Annotated in this window: 18 protein-coding genes; all 18 read left to right on the top strand. The window is 50.4% G+C overall.

From position 1 onward, the window contains the following. Nucleotides 1-402: hypothetical protein (locus tag CSE6_RS25975; protein WP_193751083.1), on the top strand; the 402-nt coding region annotated here is incomplete at its 5' end. Between the two features lie 2 nt (nucleotides 403-404). Continuing rightward, nucleotides 405-1994, top strand: a complete 1590-nt coding sequence (locus CSE6_RS00930; RefSeq protein WP_152668532.1) for a glycosyltransferase family 4 protein — start codon at nucleotides 405-407, stop codon at nucleotides 1992-1994. Between the two features lies 1 nt (nucleotide 1995). Continuing rightward, nucleotides 1996-3114: a non-hydrolyzing UDP-N-acetylglucosamine 2-epimerase gene (gene wecB, locus CSE6_RS00925; RefSeq protein ID WP_059439697.1), complete on the top strand. Its 1119-nt coding sequence runs from the start codon at nucleotides 1996-1998 to the stop codon at nucleotides 3112-3114. A gap of 44 nt (nucleotides 3115-3158) precedes the next feature. After that, complete coding sequence (wecC, locus tag CSE6_RS00920; protein WP_059439696.1) at nucleotides 3159-4424, top strand: UDP-N-acetyl-D-mannosamine dehydrogenase; 1266 nt, start codon at nucleotides 3159-3161, stop codon at nucleotides 4422-4424. Nucleotides 4425-4515: 91 nt separating this feature from the next. Next, on the top strand, nucleotides 4516-6219 hold the full coding sequence (locus CSE6_RS00915) for a glycosyltransferase (RefSeq protein ID WP_152668531.1): 1704 nt from the start codon (nucleotides 4516-4518) through the stop codon (nucleotides 6217-6219). Between the two features lie 8 nt (nucleotides 6220-6227). Next, the gene (locus CSE6_RS00910; protein ID WP_083994658.1) at nucleotides 6228-8198 is read left to right on the top strand and encodes a glycosyltransferase; all 1971 of its coding nucleotides are present in this window, start codon (nucleotides 6228-6230) and stop codon (nucleotides 8196-8198) included. A gap of 102 nt (nucleotides 8199-8300) precedes the next feature. After that, a complete protein-coding gene (locus tag CSE6_RS00905; protein WP_152668530.1) occupies nucleotides 8301-9530 on the top strand; it encodes a hypothetical protein in 1230 nt (409 codons plus the stop codon). 36 nt (nucleotides 9531-9566) lie between these two features. Continuing rightward, entirely contained in the window at nucleotides 9567-10763 is a 1197-nt protein-coding gene (locus CSE6_RS00900) for a hypothetical protein (RefSeq protein WP_152668529.1), read from the top strand. A gap of 69 nt (nucleotides 10764-10832) precedes the next feature. Next, nucleotides 10833-11819, top strand: a complete 987-nt coding sequence (locus CSE6_RS00895) for a glycosyltransferase (protein WP_059439694.1) — start codon at nucleotides 10833-10835, stop codon at nucleotides 11817-11819. A 21-nt stretch (nucleotides 11820-11840) separates the two neighbouring features. Next, nucleotides 11841-13934, top strand: a complete 2094-nt coding sequence (locus tag CSE6_RS00890; protein ID WP_193751082.1) for a capsular polysaccharide biosynthesis protein — start codon at nucleotides 11841-11843, stop codon at nucleotides 13932-13934. 159 nt (nucleotides 13935-14093) lie between these two features. Beyond that, nucleotides 14094-15530 (top strand): capsule biosynthesis protein, encoded by a 1437-nt coding sequence (locus tag CSE6_RS00885; protein WP_059439692.1) that lies wholly within the window; start codon nucleotides 14094-14096, stop codon nucleotides 15528-15530. A 36-nt stretch (nucleotides 15531-15566) separates the two neighbouring features. Beyond that, entirely contained in the window at nucleotides 15567-16877 is a 1311-nt protein-coding gene (locus CSE6_RS00880) for a hypothetical protein (RefSeq protein WP_059439703.1), read from the top strand. Then, nucleotides 16874-18259 carry a cytochrome P450 gene (locus CSE6_RS00875; protein ID WP_059439691.1) on the top strand — a complete coding sequence of 462 codons (1386 nt, stop codon included), beginning with the start codon at nucleotides 16874-16876 and terminating at the stop codon, nucleotides 18257-18259. The genes CSE6_RS00880 and CSE6_RS00875 overlap by 4 nt, the downstream gene beginning before the upstream one ends. Then, nucleotides 18256-18603, top strand: a complete 348-nt coding sequence (locus CSE6_RS00870) for a hypothetical protein (RefSeq protein WP_034379442.1) — start codon at nucleotides 18256-18258, stop codon at nucleotides 18601-18603. The genes CSE6_RS00875 and CSE6_RS00870 overlap by 4 nt, the downstream gene beginning before the upstream one ends. 177 nt (nucleotides 18604-18780) lie before the next feature. After that, complete coding sequence (locus CSE6_RS00865) at nucleotides 18781-19287, top strand: hypothetical protein (RefSeq protein ID WP_080746231.1); 507 nt, start codon at nucleotides 18781-18783, stop codon at nucleotides 19285-19287. Nucleotides 19288-19676: 389 nt separating this feature from the next. Further along, on the top strand, nucleotides 19677-20369 hold the full coding sequence (locus CSE6_RS00860; RefSeq protein ID WP_083994657.1) for a substrate-binding domain-containing protein: 693 nt from the start codon (nucleotides 19677-19679) through the stop codon (nucleotides 20367-20369). 161 nt (nucleotides 20370-20530) lie between these two features. Continuing rightward, nucleotides 20531-21928, top strand: a complete 1398-nt coding sequence (locus tag CSE6_RS00855; protein ID WP_034408249.1) for an MFS transporter — start codon at nucleotides 20531-20533, stop codon at nucleotides 21926-21928. 40 nt (nucleotides 21929-21968) lie between these two features. Continuing rightward, nucleotides 21969-22997, top strand: coding sequence for an amidohydrolase family protein (locus CSE6_RS00850; protein ID WP_003054189.1), 1029 nt, complete (start codon nucleotides 21969-21971; stop codon nucleotides 22995-22997). The last annotated feature ends 111 nt before the right edge of the window (nucleotides 22998-23108 follow it).

Below are 23108 nucleotides of genomic sequence, written 5' to 3'. Positions count from 1 at the left end.
GTCGGCAAGGCTAGTGACGAACATGCCAAAGTAGCACATGAGCGCCACGCCCAGATCGAGCAATTGACTCTGACCAAGTCGGTTGCAGAAAAGCAAGCACAAGAACGAGAAAACCAAATTGCGCAATTGACTGAAGCTCAGGATGAGCAGGTCAAGTTGACTCAGGCGCATCAAGAGCAAAGCCAAAAGCTCATTCAAGCTAAGACTGATGCAGATGATCAAATAAAGGTTTTATCAGAAAAACTATTAGATAAACAAAAAGAACTTATTGAATTTCAAGTTTCCTTGCAGAAAATGAAAATTGAAAAAAACAATCAAATAAAAATGCAATTGGAATTAGATGAGGCAGAAGCTCATATTGAATTTTTTAAAAAAAATTTGTCGCGTTGCTATGAGGAGTAATTGTGCAAAAGAATATCCCATTGACAAGATCGACGAATAAGAGGGAAGAAATTTTAAATGAAAAAAGCGAGATTATCTCAGGGCTACTAAAAAATTGTCGCGCTCAGTGGCAGCGTGGTGAATGGGAGAGTCTCTCTCAATTAAGAGAGAGCATGCTAAGAACCAATCCGAATCGAGTTGAGCTTGCTATTTTGGTCGCTATTGCTAATCTTCAACGTGGAAATTTCAGTAAGGCAAATAATTTCTTTGATATTTCGATGAAATGGGGGGCTGGTAAGAAAGTTATCGGAAGGCTATTGGTATCTAGCAGCTATATCAGCCTAAGCCGTGCCGCTAATTTATCTGGTGACAAGGAAAGGTCATTGTATTTTTTTGAAAAAGCGATTCATGCGAAAGGTGAATATTTTCAAAAGAATACAAAAATTATCCTCGATCAGAATTCTGAATTTAATCAAGATGTTATTTTTTCCAGAGAAGTAGATAATATTAAAATAAAAAATCAATTGCTTCTAGGGAAAAGAGTATTAATAGTCCTTTGGTTCAGGAATCTTTCGGGAGGGGGACTTCATGAAAATGTTAGGGATACCGCAAATTCGATTAGAGAATCCTCTGGGGAGCCTATTGTTATTTGTCCGAGATCAAGGTTCGCTGAAGAGTTGATTGCTAGCGGTATTCGTGTGATTCAGGTCGATTATGAAATTTTGGGATTTGAAAAAACCATTCATGATTGCTTAGCGAATTATGATTTGGTCCATTGCCATCCAGGGCCAAGTAGAATAGTCGGAGTGAAACTGGCAGAAATGGCTAATTGTCCACTTGTAATGACAATACATGGGGGATGGGATGATGGAATCTCTACTTATGTTGACAAGGTTGACGCAATTGTCGTTGTTTCGCAATTTATAAGAGATAGTTTAATAAATAAAATTCCTCACGCAAAATCTAAAATACTATTGATTCCCAATGGAGTAGATGCTTCTGAGTTTGGGTTTGATGATGCATCAAAAAATGGAGATTTTTTTGCATCTTTTGTTGGGCGAATAGATGTCGACAAAAAAGACGGTATAGATCTGTTGACAAGAATATGGGAAAAACAAGCCAGCAAAGAGTTGCCATCGTTTAAATGGAAAGTGGCAGGCGACGGGCCTTTGTTGAGCGATTTGAAGGAACGTAGTAGAAAAATATTTAATGATGATAAGAATATAGAGTATTTGGGATGGTTGGATAGAGAAGCTTTGGCAAATCTGCTTTATGAGACTAATTTTGTAATTGCTGCTGGTAGAAGTGGAAGTGAGGCATTGGTTAGTGGCTGCTCTACAATACTTTCTGGCAGAGAAGGTTTTATGTTGATAAGAAATTGGAAAAACTTTACCAATGCTGTTTACAGTAACTTTGGCGGTTATGGATCCCAATTTTCACAAGTTTCATTTGATGAAGTAATGGATTTTGTGAATGAATGCTTTTCATCTTTTGATAAAAAATCTACTCTGTCTAAAAATATCATTAGCCAGTATATAAAAAAATACTATAACAAAGATGATGTGGGCGAGAAGATGATTTATCAATATGCAGGTTTAATAATGGGAAGATAAGATGAAAGTGCTTACTGTTTTCGGGACTAGGCCCGAGGCCATCAAAATGGCTCCTGTCGTAAAAGCCTTGGCCGTCAATTCGGCATTGGACGCCAAAGTCTGCGTAACGGCCCAGCATCGTCAGATGCTGGATCAAGTGCTGGATATTTTTGGTATTCATCCGGATTTTGATCTTAACCTGATGAAGCCAGGGCAAGACCTGTCGGATATCACCAGCAATGTCCTGCTGGGTATGCGTGAAGTTTATCAGCAGTGGCAGCCCGACATTATCCTGGTGCATGGCGATACCACCACCACTATGGCGGCCAGCTTGTCGGCGTACTACGCCAAGATCAAAGTGGGCCATGTTGAGGCTGGCCTGCGCACCCACAACAAATATGCGCCCTGGCCCGAAGAGATGAACCGTTGCCTGACCGGCGCCATCGCAGACATCCACTTTGCCCCTACACCGAAGGCGCAAGCTAATCTACTAGCTGAAGGTGTCGCGCCTCATACCATTCATGTCACGGGTAATACCGTGATTGATGCCTTGCTTGATGTTGTGCAGCGTGTGCGTACCGACACGGCCTTGCAGCAGCGCTTTTCCGAGCAATTTGGCTTTATCGACCCTAGCAAGCGCCTGATTCTTGTGACTGGCCATCGTCGTGAAAACTTTGGTCAAGGCTTCGAGAACATCTGCCATGCTCTGGCCCAACTGGCACAGCGCAGCGATGTGCAGATCGTGTACCCCGTGCACTTGAATCCCCAAGTTCAGGAGCCAGTGCGCCGCATTCTGGGCAATGTGCCCAATGTGGTATTGATAGAGCCGCAAGACTATCTGCCCTTCGTATATCTCATGGATCGCTGCACTTTGTTGATCACCGATTCTGGCGGTGTACAAGAGGAAGCGCCATCTTTGGGTAAACCTGTATTGGTCATGCGTGACACCACAGAGCGCCCTGAAGCAGTGGATGCTGGCACAGTCAAGTTGGTTGGCACCAATACTGAAGCTATCGTTCAGAACGCGACTGAACTGCTGGATAGTTCTATTGCTTACCAAGCTATGGCTCGCGCCCACAATCCTTATGGCGATGGTCAAGCGGCATCACGTATTTCCAAGCTGCTACAAGCTGCGATTTAAGTCGTTCTCTTTTTCACCATTTTTTGTATTTGGAAACTGTCAGTATGTTTGAAACCATCTCCATGATTGGCTTGGGTTATATCGGTCTGCCTACCGCCACTTTATTTGCATCGCGCAAGAAAAAAGTGATTGGTGTGGATGTCAGCCAGCATGCCGTGGATACCATTAACAAAGGGAAAATTCACATTATCGAGCCAGAATTAGACATTCTGGTTCATGCTGCTGTTACAGAAGGATTTTTGCGCGCAACGACTTCCCCAGAGCAGGCAGATGCATTTTTAATTGCGGTACCAACACCTTTTAAGGAAAATCTTCAACCGGACTTGAGCTATATTAAGGCCGCATCTAAAGCGATTGCTCCCGTTTTGCGAAAGGGTAATCTGGTTGTTCTGGAATCCACTTCGCCAGTTGGTGCGACGGAGAAAATGGCTGAATGGCTTGCAGAGGTCCGTCCTGATCTCTCGTTCCCCCAGCATGCGGGCGAAGATGCGGACGTGCAAGTGGCTTATTGCCCCGAGCGAGTACTGCCTGGGCAAGTGGTACGTGAGCTGGTAACTAACGATCGTGTTATTGGCGGCATGAGCCGTAAAGCCAGTGAGATGGCTGTTACTTTGTATAAAACCTTTGTCCAGGGTGAATGCATTGTCACCAATGCTCGCACGGCCGAGATGTGCAAGCTTACTGAAAATAGTTTTCGGGATGTGAATATTGCATTTGCGAACGAGTTGTCAATGATTTGTGATCAGCAGAATATCAATGTTTGGGAGCTGATTGCACTGGCCAATCGCCATCCTCGCGTCAATATTCTGCAGCCAGGTGCAGGTGTCGGTGGGCACTGCATTGCCGTAGACCCATGGTTTATCGTTGCCAGTAACCCGGAACAAGCTCGTATTATTCGCACTGCCCGTGAGGTCAATGATAGTAAGCCGGAATGGGTGTTGGACAAGGTGAAAGTGGCAATAGCGGATGTCCTCGCCCATAAGCCTGGCTATACCATGGCAGATATAAGAGTTGCATGTTTGGGGCTGGCCTTTAAACCAGATATTGATGATCTGCGTGAGAGTCCTGCTGTGGCTATTACCCAAGCAGTTGCGGCCTTGGGATGCCAGGTTCTAGCGGTAGAGCCAAACATTCATGAAATGCCTCGAAAGCTTGCATTGCATAATCTGAAGCACGCAGAACTTGCTGATGCATTGGGTACTGCAGATGTGATCTGCGTACTGGTTAAGCATGGCGCCTTCATTAAAGAGCTAGATGCTATTCGAAAACACGGTAGCGTGGTGGATGCAGTGGGACTTTGTAAGATTTAAATCTTAAAGAATTAAGCAGGCGATCTAATTAACAGAAGTTTAATTTTCTTGAAAAAATTCATAAAATTATCGAATTCTAAAGGTGAAAATAGTGAGTGAGTCTTTGGTGAGTAGGGCGCATAATGCATTTCGCAGTGCAGATTTTTCACAAGCACTTCAGCTATATCGCGAAGCAAATGAAATTTTTGGCCGAGATTTATTTTTGGCTAATATCGAAATTTGCAAGAGAAAATTTCACGAGAAGAAAGCTGCTTCAGCCGTGAAAGAGATTCGATCGACTGAATTTTTTGATCCTGAAAAGCGATTGAAGTTTGCGGATCGCCTGCGTGTTGCATTAATTGCGGATGAATTTACTACGAACAGTTTTTCGGATGAATTCATTGCCTTGCCTATTGAACCTGATAACTGGAGAGAAACTTTTGAGCAATTTCAGCCGGAAATATTTTTCTGTGAATCAGCATGGACAGGGCCAGATATCAAGCGAAGGCCATGGAAAGGGAGAATTTATGCTAGCAAAAACTTCTCGAAGGAAAATAGAACTGTCCTGCTAGAAATACTTTCATTTTGTAGAAAAAAAGGTATACCGACATTATTTTGGAATAAGGAAGACCCTACGCATTTCACGGATCGAGTTCACGATTTTGTGAAAACAGCAAAAGAGTTTGATTATGTATTTACCACTGCCGCTGAATGTATAGATGGATACAAGCAAGAGCATGGGGTTTCTCGTGCTTTTTCGCTGCCTTTTGCAACTAACCCGCGTCTTTTTAATCCTATGGAAGAGGGAGGGCGCTCCTCTCGTGTGGTTTTTGCCGGAAGTTGGTATGCCAACCATATTCAGCGTAGCAAGGATATGGAGAGTATTCTTGATGGAATCAGGGCCGACGGTTATGAGCTAGAAATTTATGATCGCTTTCATGGTGACTCTGATCCTATGCACATTTGGCCTACGCGTTATCAACCGTTTTTGTACCCATCGCAGCCGCATGAGCGCATGCCTGCTGTATATAAATCCAGTCGTTTCGGCCTGAATTTCAATACCGTTACCGCATCCTCTACCATGTTTGCACGTCGTGTGTTTGAGTTGATGTCAAGCAATACGCTGGTTATTTCGAACTATGCGCGCGGTACTGAAGAGATGTTCGGTGATTTGATCGTTTATCCCGATAGAGATCCTGACCGATTGCGCTCGTTGAGTAATGCTGATATTGATCTATTACGTGATCGCGCATTGCATAAAGTGCTGGGCGAGCATACCTATCGTCATCGCTGGCTGCAAATTCTTGAAAATATGGGGTATTCACACGCTGCACGTGAATTTACTGTCACGGCAACCTGCCTTGTCAACAAGAAAGAAGAGGCATTGGAAGCCATTGCCTGGTTCCAGCAATATGGTCAACTTCAATCCGGTTCACGCTTGTTGCTAGTGGCGGGAGCACAAATGCCTGATCTTGAAGTCGCGGAACTGTATCGGCAATTTAATCGCTATGGCGTGAGTGTCACGTCCACCAGCCATTTGAAGCGCTACGCAATATTGGATCGCTACCAACCGATAGAAACGAGTCACTTCCTGGCTTTTCGCCCGAATAATCCGCCTCCTGTAGACTGGCTATCTCGAGCAGTTTTGCATTTGCAATATGCTGTCGATTACCCAATTACTCCGGCGACTGATGCTGCACAGCGCTACTGTATTGGTCGTGCGCAGACTGATGCTCCTTGGCTTGACTTGCGTGATCGCTTTGGGCAATGGTTGGAGCAGTCAGCGCAGCAATACCGTGATGCATATTTTGTTTGAGTTTTGTTATGAAAATTTCCATCATCATTCCTAGTTTTAACGCGACAGACAAAATTGGTCGATGCTTTGCTTCTTTGCGTGCCATTAATATGGCTAGAGAAGACTACGAGGTTTTGTTTGTGGACGACTGCTCAAGCGATGGAACGCATGAATTAACGCAGAAAGCATGCTTGACAGAGCCTAATTGGAGAGCGCTGCGTCTGGAAAATAATAGTGGTTCGCCTTCACGTCCTCGTAATTTTGGTATAGACGCTGCTAAAGGAAAATATCTATATTTTCTGGATTGTGATGACGAGTTGCTGCCGGATGCGCTAACACAGCTTCTGGATTTGGCTCGGAGTACCAATGCATGTATTATTCGGTCCGAATTACTATCTGATAACGGTAGTGACCGTAAACGGATGAACCAGATACCCGATTGGGAAAATTGTTCTACGCTTGACAAAAAACGTGAAGTCATTATTAATAGAACGAGTACTGTAACTAATAGCTTCGTTAAACGTGAAGTTCTACTGCAGCATGGGATTCGTTGGCCTGAGCACTTGAGAATGGGGGAAGATACCATTTTCTTGGCCGAAGTGCTTTCTCATTCACAATGCATTGAATATTTGAGAGCGCCTACTTTTGTTTACTACAAACTGCCTTCGTTAACCCCTTCCAGCACTCAGCGATATGGGAGGCGCGAACTCTACGACCATCTGCAGGTTTGGACAAGGGTTCAGCAAATAATGCTTCCGTTAGGTATTGACTATTTGAAAGGTCGCCTTCCTGTTGGGTTGCGCGTAGCGCTGGAGTCGCTGATTTTCCGCAATCGTGGTGATGTGGATGAGGCTTGCTTCCATAAATTTCATGAATTCGTTTCCAGTAACTGGAGTGTGATTGGTCAATTTTCCTATGCAAAACGTTTTTCGGAGTTATTGCAGACGGTTAATATTGGTGATTATTCGCGTTTTTGCAAACTTTGCCGTCCCAGATTGTTGATTGCTGGCCACGATCTTAAATTTATCTGTGATGCAGTTCCTGCACTTGAAGAGCACTTCGATATTCGATTTGATGAATGGAAGGGCCATGAACTTCATGCTGAAAATCAGAGCAAAGCCCTGTTGGACTGGGCTGAATATATCTGGTGTGAATGGCTATTGAAGAATGCTGAATGGTATGCTTTAAATAAGAAGCCGCATCAGAAGTTAGTTGTACGCATGCACCGTATGGAGTTAAGTCGTAAATATGGGGAATGCATGAATATGAATAACGTGGATGCAGTTCTTGCTGTATCTCCATTGTTTTTTGAGAAGCTTCTGGAACGATATCCAAATATTCCGCGCCATAAAGCAAGAATGATACCAAACTATGTGCGCGTTGATGAGTATAGAACTGACTGGCATCCGAGTCGCCTCCATACACTTGGGGTGATCGGTATTTTACCCTCGCGAAAGGGATTCCGACGAGCCTTGGAAATTTTACGAGAACTGCGTACGAAAGATCAGCGTTTTAAATTGGAGGTTTTTGGTCGGAATCCGGAAGAACTACCTTGGATTGCGCGTGATGCCGAGGAAATGGCGTATTTTCAAAACTGTGAAAAATTTATTCAGCAAAATGAATTGAGTGAAGCCATTCATTTTAATGGACATGTCGATATAAAACAGGCGCTGGCTGAGCGCCGTGTTGGCTATATACTTTCAGTTAGTGATTCGGATTTTGGAATTCCTGGTTTTGAAAGTTTCCATTTGGCTGTGGCTGATGCGTTTGCGTCAAGAGGAGTTGCCTTTGTACGTCCATGGCCAGGATCAGAGTATTTGTGGGAAAAGAAGTATATTATTGAGAATGAACAGAAGATTGTAGAAAATATACTCTCTATCTCGAGGAAAGAAAGTGAATTTCAGTCTATGGCTGAGGAAGGACGATCTGCTATAAAATTGAATTTTTCGTTGGAAAGATTTAAAATGTCGGTGGTGGATTTATATCGAGAATTTTTGTAAAATTTTAAATGTGAGTCATTTTTATAAATGATTATCGAATTTGCACAAATTAGAAATTTGATTAATTTGCGGCTTGCTTTTAAATATCGTAATTAATATAATATGGAAAATATTTATTCGGTTTATAAGTATAAAAATTTTTTCTTGAATTATGTGTTGAAATATCGCCCGGGTCGCCCTTTAGTAATTATTTTTTCGGCAGTTGACTCGTTTCCCGGAAGAAATTTGACATCTTACTTCGGATATCAGAAAAATCTTGATGCTTCGGTACTCCATCTTATTGATAATTTTGGAGCGCACGGATGCTATTACATGAAAATTAATGGAGACTCGGATATATCAGAGGGATTTGCCCACCTTATTCAAGAAGTAATTTTAAATTGTAATGTTTCTTTGAGTGAAACTTGGTTTTGTGGTACATCAAAGGGCGCAAGTGCAGCGCTTTTTTTCTCTTTGAAATTAGGAGGGGGAAATTGCCTGCTGGGGGAGCCGCAAATTATGATTGGGGATTTTTTATTTGAGAATAAAGAACCTAAAAATGAGAGTGCACGGTCTATCGCCTATACGATGACTGGAAAAATTGATGGTTCAGTGCAAAGCTCTTTAAATGCTATTTTAATAGATATGGGCGATAGATACTTTCGAGAATGGGCATTAGGAGGTGGTCGTGCGATACTGTATGTCAGTGAATATACAGGATATATGTGGCGACATGTTCGGCATTTGAAGAAGTTATTGGAAAAGTTCCCGGAGGCTGATAAAAAATTTTGCATTAAAGTGGAAAAATTTTTAAACCATAACGATGTGGCCGATATTTTTAAAAATGCTTTGGAGTTAAAAATCGGTCTTCTGAATAAAAAAGGAAATACACTTTTAGATAATGATGCCTCTGATCCACCTGAAGTATTGCAACAGTCGTTGTCTAAAGAATCAAATGAAAAATTTGGTAATTTAAATAAAAAATACATGATTTTTGATATTGATGGTGAATTATCTATAAATCAAGAATCGATAGAGTTAGACGTTCAGATTGATGCTGATAATTACTACGAAGTAGAGTATTCTTTGTTAATTGGTCAAGGTGTTTCTATCGCTCGTGGCCTTGTATTTTCTGTATTGACAAAAGAGAGTGCTCCTATTGATGGGCTAATTATTTCACCGATTGATAAGATAGGATATTTTAAATATTTATCCTCAAAAGAAAAAAATACATTATTTTCTTTTCGTTTTTATGTGCCTAAAGGCTGCTCGGTAAGTAGGGTTGCACTGATTCCTTGGGAAAGTAAAGCATATGGTGCATTAATTTCTAATCTGCGTTTTTATAAATGTTGAATAAATAAATCCCACTTAAATTCAATGAGAGGTTAAATGATATTAAAAGGGTCGACCATATTATCTTTAAGTAAAGATAATGAATATTTTTTTGTCTCTTTAGATGCCGTATCAGTGGAAGAAGAATGTTTTTATGCATTTTATCTTTTAAGGGATGGCGTTCGGGTTGATGTTAAGTGGTATGGGAAAAGTAAAAATATAAAATTTAAAAATGAGGGTGTTGGAGGAAGATATCAAGTAAAAGCCTTTATTAAAAAAACTGCTTGCGAAGATAATGTTGAAATAATTGAATCTGAAATAGTAAGGCAAGATGGTTTTTTTTATGACCTGAGGATTTTTTCAGCTCATGATTTATATAAGCTTCCATTATCATCCGTAGAAAATTTCATCGTAAACGATGGGGTCTATAGCTTTGTGGAAGAAAACAAAGTAATGGATGTTATGATTTCTGGCGCAGAAGGTATTCAGGAAGGATCAACGGTTCTAGTTTGTTTTACTGGTGCCGTTACTTCTAGGGGCGAAAAAACGGCTCCATTTTTTTCAGGAATTGGAATAGCTAAAAAACTTGGTGCTCCATTAATTTCTGTTGCGGATCCATCTGTCAGCCTATCTAAAAATATAAGTTTGGGTTGGTATGCTGGGCATGGAAAATTTTGTGATTTTCAAAATGAACTCTGTAAATTTTTGGAATCCTTTGCTAATAGATTTGGTGTTCGTTTTGTGATTTTTGGTGGCTCTGGCGGCGGTTTTGCATCGTTGTCTTGCATTAGTCGTTTGATAAAATCAGAGGCTGTTGCATTTGTCTGGAATCCTCAAACATCGATTTCTAAGTATTCGAAGGAATTTGTTGATATTTATTTGGATAATGCATTTTTAATTGATAAGTCAGACACATCTACTTATGATAAATTAAATAACGCTGGTGTGCTTCATGATTTAACTGTTAATTATGGATTAAGAAATTCAAATAACTCTATTATCTACTTCCAAAACAAAAGTGATTGGCATACTGAATCTCATGCTCACCCATTTATAAAAAAATTTGATTCTCTGGAAAAAATAACGAATAATATAAAATTATTTAATAATTCGATATATTTTGAATACAATTGGGGCGAGGGTCATGTGCCTCCAAGTGAAAAAATAATACTTTATATTTTACAGAGATTAATAGAGCGCAAGAAGCCTCTGGATATAGTTCTGGAAACTGAAGTAATTCTGAAGAATTCTTAAGAAATTTTTACTTCATTAGGTATTTTTAAGAAAATTCTTGTCTTTTATTTAAAATAAATTGAATGAAAAATGCCATTAAAGGTAGCGCTTATATCCGATGAGTTGACGTTTTCTGCTTTGCAGGAAGAGGTGAGTATTGTCAATATTAATTCTATCAATTATTGGTGGATTTTAAAATTTTGGAAACCTGACTTCGTCTTTGTAGAGTCTGCTTGGAAAGGGAAAGGAAATGCCTGGAAATATAAAATTGCATCCTACCCGGATGTCCCAAAACGCTCCAACAAAGATTTGAAAAAGGTCATTCATTGTGCCCGTGATCTTGGAATTCCATGCGTTTTCTGGAACAAGGAAGATGGCGTGCATTTCGATCGTTTCATTGCGAGTGCGACCTTGTTCGACACTGTGTTTACGGTTGATGAAAATTGCATTTCACGTTACCGGGAGATTCTGGGTGCCAATGCGAGAATCCGTACTCTGACGTTCCCGGTGCAACCCAAGAATCACTATCTCCCGGACGTAGAGAGCGAAGTGCATTCTGGTGCTTGCTTTGTTGGGAGTTACAGTCACCATGTGCATGATCAACGCCGAAGCTGGCAAGACATGATGTTTTCAGCCGCTCAACCTTATGGTTTGACGGTATATGACCGTAATTCAGATAGAAAATCAAAAAATTACCGTTATCCTGATTGGCCATGGATTGAGGTGAAGGATAGTGTTTCCAATGAAAAGACCGCAGATATTTATAGAAAGTATCTGGTCCAATTCAATGTAAATACAGTGACAGATTCGCCTAGCATGTATTCACGCCGGCTGGTGGAGGCATTGGCCTGCGGCAGTATTGTGGTGACCAATCCTGCCTTGTCTGTGGATCGTTACTTTTCCGAATATTGCGAGGTGGTGCACTCTCGCGAAGAGTGCGATGACGTGCTTGAGCGCATCTTTCGCGGTGGAGGCAAACATGAACGTGAGCGTGCGCGTGCCGGTGCGGACTATGTTTTGCGGGAGCACACCTGGGCCAAGCGGCTGCAGGAGGTCGTGGAAACCATCGGACTCTAGGCGGCTGCCAAGAAAGATTGCATGAAAGCATGGATTTGTGCCTGCTGGTGGATGCATCGGCTGCGTCTTCAGGAGCGGCTTCTGGATTTGCCGGTGCGATATTTGCCGCACGGATTGCTGGGCCCTGCCAATGTTGTGGGTTGGGGCGACAAACGCAGTGGTCGGATGGCGCAGCGTCTGGGTCAGTTGTTGAGAGTTCCAGCGCTGCGATTGGAAGATGGCTTTCTACGCTCGTTCGGTACCGGCGAGCATTTCCCGCCGCTGTCGTTGGTGGTCGATGACGAAGGCATTTACTACGACTGCACGCGGCCCAGTGCGTTGGAGCGTTTGCTAAGCAGCGATGCTGATGTGTTGGCACCGGATGCTGTGCGGATGCAGCAGGCTCGTAAGAAGCTGCTATCCGTAGGGCTGAGCAAGTACAACCATGCTGTTGATCTGACTGACGGCATGCTGCGCAGCGACGATGTTCCGCGAGTGCTGGTGGTGGACCAGACGGCGGGTGATATGAGTGTGGCCAAGGGAGGGGCGGATGCCGCGACCTTCGACGCCATGCTGGCTGCTGCGCTGGCAGAGAACCCGCAGGCCACGGTCTATGTCAAGACCCACCCCGAGGTGACTTCGGGTCGCAAGGGGGGCTATCTGACGGGCGTGCAGCCCGATGCCCGCACGGTGGTGTTGCGTGATGCGGTCAACCCGATGAGTCTGATTGCTCAGATGGACAAGGTCTATGTGGTCAGCTCGACCATGGGCTTCGAGGCCTTGTTGGCCCACAAGCCGGTGGTCTGCTTTGGCGTGCCCTGGTATGCGGGCTGGGGTGTGACGGATGATCGCCAGCCGCAGCATCCGGCCATGGTTCGCCGGGCCGGCCGCAGGCGCTCGGTGGACGAGTTGTTTGCAGCCGGCTATATGCATTACAGCCGCTATCTGAATCCAGAGACCCGGCAGCGCGGCAATGTACTGGATGTGTTGGACTGGCTGGAGCGTCAGCGCCAGGTGGCCCAGCGCTTTGGCGGGCGCATGATTGTGGTGGGCTTTCGGCGCTGGAAGGCCGCGAACGTGAAGGCCATGTTGTCGCTGCATCCCGGCAAGGTGTTGTTTGTCAAGAATGCTGCTGCGGCCAGGGCTTTGCGGCCTGTTGGTGATGATTGCCTGGTCTGCTGGGGCAGGGTGCCGCCAGCGGGTGTGCAGCAGTTGGCTGATGAATCGGGCGTGCGCCTGCTTCGCATGGAGGATGGCTTTGTCCGCTCCGTGGGGCTGGGTTCCGACCTGATCCCGCCGCAGTCCTTTGTGCTGGATGCCAAGGGCATTTATTTCGATCCGGGCCAGCCTTCGGAGCTGGAGGATCTGCTCAATACCCGGGCATTCACGGCGCAGGACCTGGAGCGTGCGCGCAATGTGCGCGCCTTCATCGTCGAGCATGGCATCACCAAGTACAACCTGGAGCCCAATTGCCCGGTGGACTGGTTCAGCGATGAACATCCGCATGCCGGCCGGCAAGTGGTGCTGGTGCCGGGCCAGGTGGAGGACGACGCTTCCATTCGCTTTGGCTGCGACGCTGATGGTGTTTGCACGAATCTGGGTCTGCTCCAGGCAGCACGCTCTGCATTTCCTGATGCTTTCATTGTCTTCAAGCCGCACCCTGATGTGAGCAGCGGCAATCGCAAGGGGCGTGTAGAGCCGGCTCAAGCTTTGCTGTATGCCGATCACATCGAACAGGGGGCGTCGGTGGTGAGCTGTATCGAGGCCTGCGATGTGGTGGTGACCATGACCTCGTTGACCGGTTTTGATGCCTTGCTGCGCAACAAGCAAGTGGTGGTGCACGGGCGGCCGTTCTACGCTGGTTGGGGCCTCACGCAGGACTGTCTGCCCGTGCCTCGCCGCAGCCGCTCGCTGTCTCTGGATGAGCTGGTTGCCGGGGCGCTGCTGCACTACCCCTTGTACTGGGATCCGGTGCTCAGAGGCTACACAAGCTGCGAAGCGGTGCTCAGGCGTTTGCTTGAGCAACGTACTGCCCTGGAGCAGTCGGGCAGTTTGCAGGGCCTGAAGTCTGGCTGGTTGAGGCGGCAATGGCGTAAATCCAGGGTATTGCTGCAGTCGATTTTGTCGGATTGGTGATACTTACCTTTTTTTGCAATTATTTTTCATCGATTTGTTGTCAACGTGCAGTGATGTGCGCAGGTTTCTCTCGGTGAAATCCCCTAAAATAGGGAGGTCATGCTTCATGACGCCTCCATAAAGATACCAAGCGGCCTGACAGCCCGCAGTTCCTAACGCATGAAGAACAAGAGTGGATTTGCGTCTAAACGTGTTTTGTTGCTACAAGGCCCGGTAGGGCCTTTTTTCTGGAACCTGGCCAAGGACTTGCGCTCGGTGGGGGCGACTGTTTTCAAGTTCAACTTCAATGCGGGGGATTGGCTGTTCTATCCCCGCAAGGCCCATTCGTTCCGGGGGGAACTGGCACAGTGGCCCGAGGTTCTGGAGGCCTTCATCATCAGGCACCGGATTGATGCGGTGCTGCTGTTCGGCGATTGCCGGCCTGTGCATGCGTGCGTGCGCTCCATGACGGAGCGTCTGGGTTGTGCCTTAGGCGTGTTTGAAGAAGGCTATCTGCGGCCCGATCACATCACTTTTGAGCCCATGGGCGTGAATGGGCATTCTCATTTCGAAAAGAGACTGGCCATATGGCTTAAGCAGAGGGCGCAGCAAGAGACTGCGCCACAGCCTTCTCATCCGAATGGACCGATGACGGAGTCATGGAAGAAGGTCGGAAACTCATTCTGGCATTCGGCCATGTGGGGCATGCTGTATTTCTTTGCTGCTTGGCTGGGGCAGTGGTTCTGGAATAACTCCCTGCATCACAGAAGCATGACCGTGCGGGATGCGCCTTGGTGGTGGCTGAGTTATCTGCGTAAATTCTGGTATCGCCGCACGGAAAAGGAAATCGAGAATCTGCTGCTTGGAGATTTGCGCAAGAAATTCTTCCTGGCTCCGCTGCAGGTATATAACGATGCCCAGATCGTGGTTCACTCGAACTATGATTTCGTGACGGATTTCATCAATCACGTTTTGCATTCATTTTCCAGGGCGCAGGCGCTGGAGCGCATGAACGGCGTGCCCGAAGGTGGAAAGTCGATTGCGAATGACGTGGTGGTGTTCAAGCACCACCCCATGGACCGGGGGCACCGGAACTACGCCAATATCATCAGCCTGTTGGCAAGGCGCCATGGTTTGCAGGGCAAGGTCTTATATATCCATGACCAGCATCTGCCATCGTTGCTCAAGAATGCCAAGGGGGTGGTGCTGGTCAATAGCACGACCGGTCTTTCCGCATTGGGTCATGGTGCCCCTGTCAAGGTCTGCGGCAATGCCTTGTATGACCTGGAAGGCTTGACCTTTCAGGGCAAGATGCGGGATTTCTGGTTTCGGGCCCATCAGGCCATTCCTGATCAGGATATGCTTTCGCGCTTTCGCAGGGCCTTGATAGAGTGCACGCAGATCAATGGCAGCTTCTACCGCCGGCTTTCGGCGGTCTCATGGCGTTGCGGGGCCGCGCTGGATGGCCAGATGGCGCAGCGCCTGTGGGGGGGCGGTTCGTCGGTGGATCCCTTGCTTTGGCCCGAAGAGGCTGTGGAGCCGGTATTCGTTTCCCGGCAGGAAAATCAGGAAAATGCCATGCCTTCCATGTTGCAGGGGGTGGCCTCTGTCGAATAAGCCATGGTATGGAAGGATTCCGTTTTCCGGAGTGCAATGACTAGCAGAGAAAAGAATATCTCATTCGAGTCTTCCGGGAAGACAAGTGATTGCGAGCGCCTGGTGATCTTCATGGGTGGCTTCGATCCCCGTGGGGCAAGGCATTATCACCAGTTGATGCGCGCGGAATCGCAAAAGCAGCCGTCTGTTTCCGAGGATAGAAAATACGAGATTGGCAGCAGAGAGAAGTGGAATGAGGGCGAGGCCGCGCAAGAAAAATCGCTGCATTCTCGATGGCGGGTTTCTCAGACGGGGTCTGAAAATACTGCATCTGCCGATTTTGTTTTCTTTGACTGGCATGATCAGGTTCGTCTTCATTGGCCCCAGAGTCGGGCGGAAGTCTTTCGCCAGGCCCTGGGAACCTATATTGCTGTCTGGAATTTGAGGCAGTGGCTGAAACCTGTGCGAGAGCAGGCGCGCTTTACTTTGTGGGCGCTGATGTACCCGCTGTTTTATGTGCTGCTGGTGCTGCTGGCCGGAATCGGCATGGGATCCTTGCTCGTTAATCTATGGGGCGGTTTGCCGAAAGCGGGCGCATTCGCACTGATGCTTGCGGTGCTTGCTGCCGTTTGCTGGGGCGGCTTTGTGCTGGACCGGTATCTGCATATCAGCTGGCTTTTGAGAATTTTGAACTTTGCCCATGCCAGTTCCGGGAAAACATTCCCCGTGCTGGATGCGCGTATCGAGGCGATGGCCGCCGAGGTGGCGCAGGCCATGCAGCAGCAGCGTTGGCGTGAGGTGGTCGTGGTCGGCTTCAGTGTCGGCAGTGTGCAGGCTCTGAAGCTGACTCAGGCGCTTCGCCGTAAGCTGGCTGAAGATCCGTTATCCTCACACGCTTCTCGCAAGCCGCTAGTGAGCTTGGTCACCCTGGGCAATTGCATTCCTTTGTTTGCGCTGTTTCCCGGCGCTGGCGCGTTGCGGCAAACCTTGCGTGAGGTCGCCATGGACGACGCGGTGTACTGGGCCGATATTTCTTCTCCCAGCGATAGCGTGTGTTTCGGCATGTGCGATGTGGTGGGGCTGTCGTTGCGCGAAGATGGGCGCAAGGATGAGGCCTCGGCCGTCAACTCCGTTGCTGATTCCAGCAAGCGCCGGCCGCAGTGGGGATTCAATCCGCAAGCGATATGCTCCCCGCGCTTTCACAAGCTGTTTTTGCCGACCACCTACCGTTGGTTGCGCAGGAACAAGATGCGCATGCATTTTCAGTATCTGATGGCCGGCGAAGTTGCCGGTGCCTATGATTATTTCGAGTTGCTCACCAGCGCCGGTCCGATGCGTGACTACATAGAGAGGAAATTGGTGCGATGAGTCGTTTCTGTCCCGTTTATCCCAAGCCCCACCCCGAACAGACATCGAAGCTGCGCATGTTCTGGCATGCGCGGCGCTCCTGGATGGACGCGCTGTTCGAGCGCAGCTACAGCATGCAGATGGGTGAGGTTCATCTGCCCGGCGTGGATCTTTACATGCTCAATGACCTCAAAGAGGTCAAGAGAGTCATGCAGAGCGAGGCGCAGCAGTTTCCCAAGAGCCATCTGCTGCATGAATCGCTGGAGCCTTTGCTGGGAGACAGCATCTTCACGACCAATGGCGAGCAGTGGCAACGTCAGCGCACCATGATGAACCCCGCGTTTGCCCAGGCGCGCGTGAACGTCGCTTTCCCGCGCATGCTGGGAGCTGCGCAATCCATGCTGGAGCGCCTGGATGCCGTGGAGGAGGCGCAGCCGTACGACATCGAGATCGAGATGACCCATGTCACGGCCGACATCATTTTCCGCACGATTTTCTCCAAGCCCATGCAGGGGCCGGATGCGCATCGCATCTTCGAGGCATTTGCCCGCTATCAGTCGCTGGCGCCCAAGCTCATGCTGCCAGCGCTGTTCGGTGCTCGCTGGTTGACCATGCCCTGGTATCGCTGGCAGAGCAACCAGGCGGCCAGGGAGATTCGTGGCTTGCTGCACGCCATGATCAAGCCGCGCTATGAAGCGCATCTGAAGGGCGAGGCCGAGGAACAGGAGGATATTCTTGCCGCCTTCATGCAGGCCAAGGATCCGAACACAGGCGAGCCTTTCAACGAGGAAGAGCTGGTCAATCAGGTCGCCATGCTGTTTCTGGCGGGGCATGAAACTTCGGCCAGCGCGCTGACCTGGGCCAGCTATCTTCTAGCCCAGTCACCCGACATACAGCAGCGTGCCTACGAGCAAGTGGTGGAGGTGGTTGGCGATCGTCTGCCGCAGCAGGCAGACATGAAGAGCTTCTCGCAGGTCTGGAATATCTTTCGGGAGACCTTGCGTCTGTTTCCCCCTGTGGGCTTCTTCGCCCGGGAAAATGTTCAGTCCTGCCCTATCAGGGGCAAGCAACTGAAGGAGCGCAGCACGGTGGTGGTGGCGCCCTGGCTGCTGCAGCGCCACCGAAAATGGTGGAAGAACCCCGATGCCTTCGACCCGGATCGCTTTGACCGTGAGGAGGACAAGGAAGCCATCAAACACGCCTACATGCCTTTCAGCATGGGCCCGCGTGTCTGTCTGGGGGCTGCATTTGCCTTGCAGGAGGCGGTCTTGATTCTGGCCTGCCTGCTGCAGCGCTATGAAATCCTGCCGGCGGCAGGCCATGTGCCGCAGCCTGTGGGGCGGCTGACGATTCGCTCCGAAAATGGCGTACGCATCAATTTGCGCAAGAGAGAGGCTGCATGAAGGAGCGCCTGGCAGGTTTTGCGCTGATGTGCGCAGTCGTTCCACTGGCGGTCGTGGGCTGGCTGATTCTTTGCTGGGTCGGCCTGTTCGGCAAGACGGAGCGGGGCAGGGCCGGAGTGCGGGCGCTGGACCATTTTGTCAATGCGGCAGTGCTCAATGGCTATGCTTGGGAAAGCGTTTCATCGCATGCCTGGCGCGAACGCGAGAACAAGCGCTGGGCGCGTTGGGTCATCCGGATCACCGATCGCTTCCAGAAGGATCACTGCATGCGTGCCAACAAGCGCGAGCAGCCCGTGGTGGACCTGATTCTGAAAAAAGGTCTGCAGGGCCAGACGATCAGGTGACAGGGCGGGCGCCAGGCCATTCAGCCCATGAGCCGGATGAGCTCATTACGCCTCATTACGCTTCATGCCCGGTCCAGGTCAGCGAGATTCGGCTCTGGTGCGTTAAGGACTGAAGCGTTTCCGGGACGAAGCGCGATCTCGCCGGCCCACGGTGATCTATATCGAGCATGGAGACATATGTCCAATCGCACTTCACTCATCCGCAGCCTGGCAGCCTTGGCGCTGGTTTGCGCAGCGGGTGCCGCCCAGGCGCAGGCCTATATCAGCGGCTCCATCTCAGGGCAGCTGGCGCCCGGGGTTTACGGTCAGGTCAATATCGGTAATGCACCGCCGCCGCTGCTGTATGCCCAGCCGATGTGGGGCGGCCCGGTAGTGCCGCAGGTGCAGCCCATCTATATGTGGGTGCCGCCCGGCCATTCGCGCAACTGGCGCCGCTACTGCGGCCGCTACCACGCCTGCGGCCAGCCGGTCTATTTCCTGCGCAATCCGCCACCCCATTGGCGTGCAGGACCTCCGCCGCGCCACCACCACGAGCGACGCGACTGGCATGACGACCGCCGGGACCATAGGCACTGGGACAGAGACGATCGCCGCGATCGACGTGACTGGGACAGGCATGATCGCGATGATCGGGGGGGGCGTGGTCATGGTCACGGGCGTGGGCATGGACGCCATGACGACTGAATTAGGGGTTAACCACTAAATTCACTGTTGCTTATGCGCAGCAATGAAGGCTGATTGCTATTGAAAAAATAGCAACCAGCCTTTTCTTTTTATTGGCTTTATGCTTTGTTTGTAGGTATTTATACGTGTTATGAGCAAGCACTTTGCTATGCCTTTGCGGCATAGCTGCTAGCGGAGGGCTTGCCTAGTGGGAGGGCGCGGGGCTGCCGACAATAGTCTCATTCGTTTTGACTAGATGGTTGCCCTGATGCAAGCCCTGTTGAGCGCCTCGTCCTGCCGGTGCAGTCTGCCCGCAGCGTGACGGGAGTGGCTTGAAAGGCCTCGATGGCCGGGACGCGGCATTCGAGATTGCGGGGCAGCCATGGCATCCACTTCAGGAGTCTTCCGGCATGAGCGCAGCACTCAAAGGCATTTCTTCCATGGCAACCCGCCAGGTCCTGGCGGATCTGGTTGCAGCCTGGCAGGAGAAGGGCGGCGAGCCGGTACAGATCGAATCCGTGGGCGGTGTGGATGCCGCGCAGCGTGTGCAGTCCGGTGAAGAGGCTTTTGATGTGGTCTTCCTGGCCTCCAACGCCATCGACAAGCTGCAGGCCGCCGGCCGTGTGGTTGCAGGCAGCAAGGTGGACTTGGTGCTCTCCAGTACTGCCGTGGCCGTGCCCGCTGCTGCGGAGCAGCCTGATATCGGCTCCGAAGAGGCCGTGCGCGCTGCCGTGCTGGCCGCGCCCAGCATTGGCTATTCCACCGGCCCCAGCGGTGTGGCACTGCAAAAGCTGTTCGAGCGCTGGGGCATTGCCGACGAGATCAAGTCCCGCATCGTGCAGGCCCGGCCCGGCGTTCCCGTGGGCTCCATGATTGCTTCGGGCGAAGTGGCGCTGGGCTTTCAGCAGCTGAGCGAGCTGATCCATGTCGCGGGCATACAGATCGTGGGCGGCCTGCCTGCAGCGATTGCCATCGACACGGTGTTTTCTGCCGGCGTTGTGACGGGCTCGGCACATGCGGATGCCGTGCAGCGTCTGCTGGCCTTCATGGCTTCGCCTGAAGCCGAAGCGGCCAAGCGCCGCCAGGGCATGGAGCCCGCTTGAATTGATTCGTGTCCAGGCGGGGGCCTGGCACTGACACCCCATCCAGCAAAAGGGCAGTCATAGCCCTTTCGTGACGGACGTACCAGATGCCTTTGAGGCTTTGGCGCCAGCCGCGAGACAGGAGATAGAGGCGACAAAGAGAGGCAACTGAGATTCCAAATATGACTTCGCAAACTAGCAAACAGAGCACCGGCCCGGCGGTCGTCAACGTGCAGACCGTGCTCAACGAGAGCCCGTTTTCACGCTTCCAGTGGGGGATTTTCTTCCTCTGTTTTTTGATTGTTCTGCTCGACGGTTTTGATACCGCCGCCATCGGCTTCATCGCTCCTTCGCTGCTCGGCGAATGGGGCATCGACAAGTCCCATCTGGGCCCGGTGCTGAGCGCGGCCCTGTTCGGCCTGGCGTTCGGCGCGCTGGGCGCGGGCCCGCTGGCGGACCGCGTGGGCCGCAAGACCGTGCTGATCATCGCTTCGGTGGTGATGGGCGGTGCATCGATTGCTTCCGGTCTGGTGCACGATCTGCAAGGCCTGACCATCTGGCGCTTCATCACCGGCCTGGGTCTTGGCGCCGCCATGCCCAACGCCATCACGCTGATGAACGAATACTGCCCTGACAGCAAGCGTTCCTTCATCACCAACTGCATGTTCTGCGGCTTCCCCATCGGCTCGGCCTTCGGCGGCTTTATCGCCGCCTGGATGATTCCGCATTTCGGCTGGCGCAGCCTGCTGATCGTGGGCGGCGTGGTGCCCCTGATCCTGGCCGTGCTGATGATCGTGATGCTGCCCGAGTCGGTGCGTTTCATGGTGCTCAAGAACTACTCGGCCGACCGCGTACGCAAGGTGATGGTGCGCATCGCCGCCGGCACGCGCAATGCCGCACGCTTCGTTCTGAACGACGGTGGCGAGGCTGCTGCCCAGGCACAGCAAGGCCCCCAGGGCCTGCGTCTGGTGTTCTCGCAGAAATATCTGGTCGGCACGTTGGCCCTGTGGGTGACGTATTTCATGGGTCTGGTGATCGTCTATGGCCTGGTCAACTGGATGCCTGTGCTGTTCAAGGAAGCGGGCGTGCCCGCCAGCCAGGCTGCCGTGATTGCCGCGCTGTTCCAGCTCGGCGGCGTGGGCGCGATCTTCGTCGGTCTGCTGATGGACCGCTGGAATGCCAATCTGATCATCGCGACGGGCTACTTCCTGACCAGCCTGGGCGTGGCCTTCATAGGCCAGGTGCTCGGCGGTGGCGTGGGCATGCTGGTGGCTTCGGTATTCATTGCCGGTTTGCTGATGAATGCGGCACAGTCGTCCATGCAGGCGCTGGCTGCCGAGTACTACCCCACGGAATGCCGCGCTAGCGGCGTGTCCTGGATGCTGGGCATCGGCCGCTTTGGCGGCATTGCAGGCTCTTTCCTGGTGGCCGAGCTGTCGCGCCGTCACCTGGAGCTGCCGCAGGTCTTCATGGTGGTTGCCATTCCCGGTGTCATCGCCGCGCTGGCGCTGCTGGTCAAGAACCGCTATGCCGGCGGCGCACCGCGCACCTCCATGCTGGGCCTGGGCGGCGCGCACTGAACTTTTTGATTGACGAATTATTTTTTAACGGAGCTTGAAGATGATCATTGACGTACACGGTCACTACACCACGGCGCCTGCGGCTCTGGGCGCATGGCGCGATCTGCAGATCGCCGGCCTCAAGGACCCGAGCAAGACCCCGTCGGTGGCCGATCTGAAGATCAGCGACGATGAAATCCGCGAGACCATCGAAACCAATCAGCTGCGCCTGATGAAGGAGCGTGGTTCCGATCTGACCATCTTCAGCCCCCGTGCCTCGTTCATGGCGCACCACATCGGTGACTTCCAGACCTCCAGCACCTGGGCCGCCATCTGCAACGAGCTGTGCTTCCGCGTCAGCGAGCTGTTCCCCGACCACTTCATTCCCGCCGCCATGCTGCCCCAGTCGCCCGGCGTGGACCCTGCAACCTGCATTCCCGAGCTGGTCAAGTGCGTTGAGCAATATGGCAACGTGGGCCTGAACCTGAACCCCGATCCCTCGGGCGGTCACTGGACTTCGCCTCCGCTGTCCGACAAGAGCTGGTACCCCATCTACGAAAAGATGGTGGAGTACGACATCCCCGCGATGATCCACGTCTCCACCAGCTGCAATAGCTGCTTCCACACCACGGGCAGCCACTATCTGAATGCCGACACCACGGCCTTCATGCAGTGCCTGACTTCGGATCTGTTCAAGGACTTCCCGACCCTGAAGTTCCTGATTCCCCATGGCGGCGGCGCCGTGCCTTACCACTGGGGCCGTTTCCGCGGTCTGGCGCAGGAGATGAAGAAGCCGCTGCTGGAAGAGCATTTGCTCAACAACATCTACTTCGACACCTGCGTCTACCACCAGCCGGGCATCAACCTGCTGACGGAAGTGATTCCGACCAAGAACATTCTGTTCGCCAGCGAAATGATCGGCGCCGTGCGCGGCATCGATCCGCAGACCGGTCACTACTACGACGACACCAAGCGCTACATCGAAGCCACGCAGAACCTGACGGCCGATGAAAAGCACGCCGTCTACGAAGGCAATGCCCGCCGCGTGTTCACGCGCCTGGACAAGGCGCTCAAGGCCAAGGGTCTGTAACTTCTAAAAAAGAGAGCTGCTGGCGCACGGTATGAAAGGTTTTCAATAAGAAAACTATTCAGATCTTATGAATAGCAAGCGCTAACAGCTCACTTTTTAGATTCAATAACG

This window comes from Comamonas sp. E6, from assembly GCF_001010305.1.
Taxonomy (GTDB): Bacteria; Pseudomonadota; Gammaproteobacteria; order Burkholderiales; family Burkholderiaceae_C; genus Comamonas; species Comamonas thiooxydans.
This window is presented reverse-complemented; position numbering and strand designations above follow the sequence as displayed.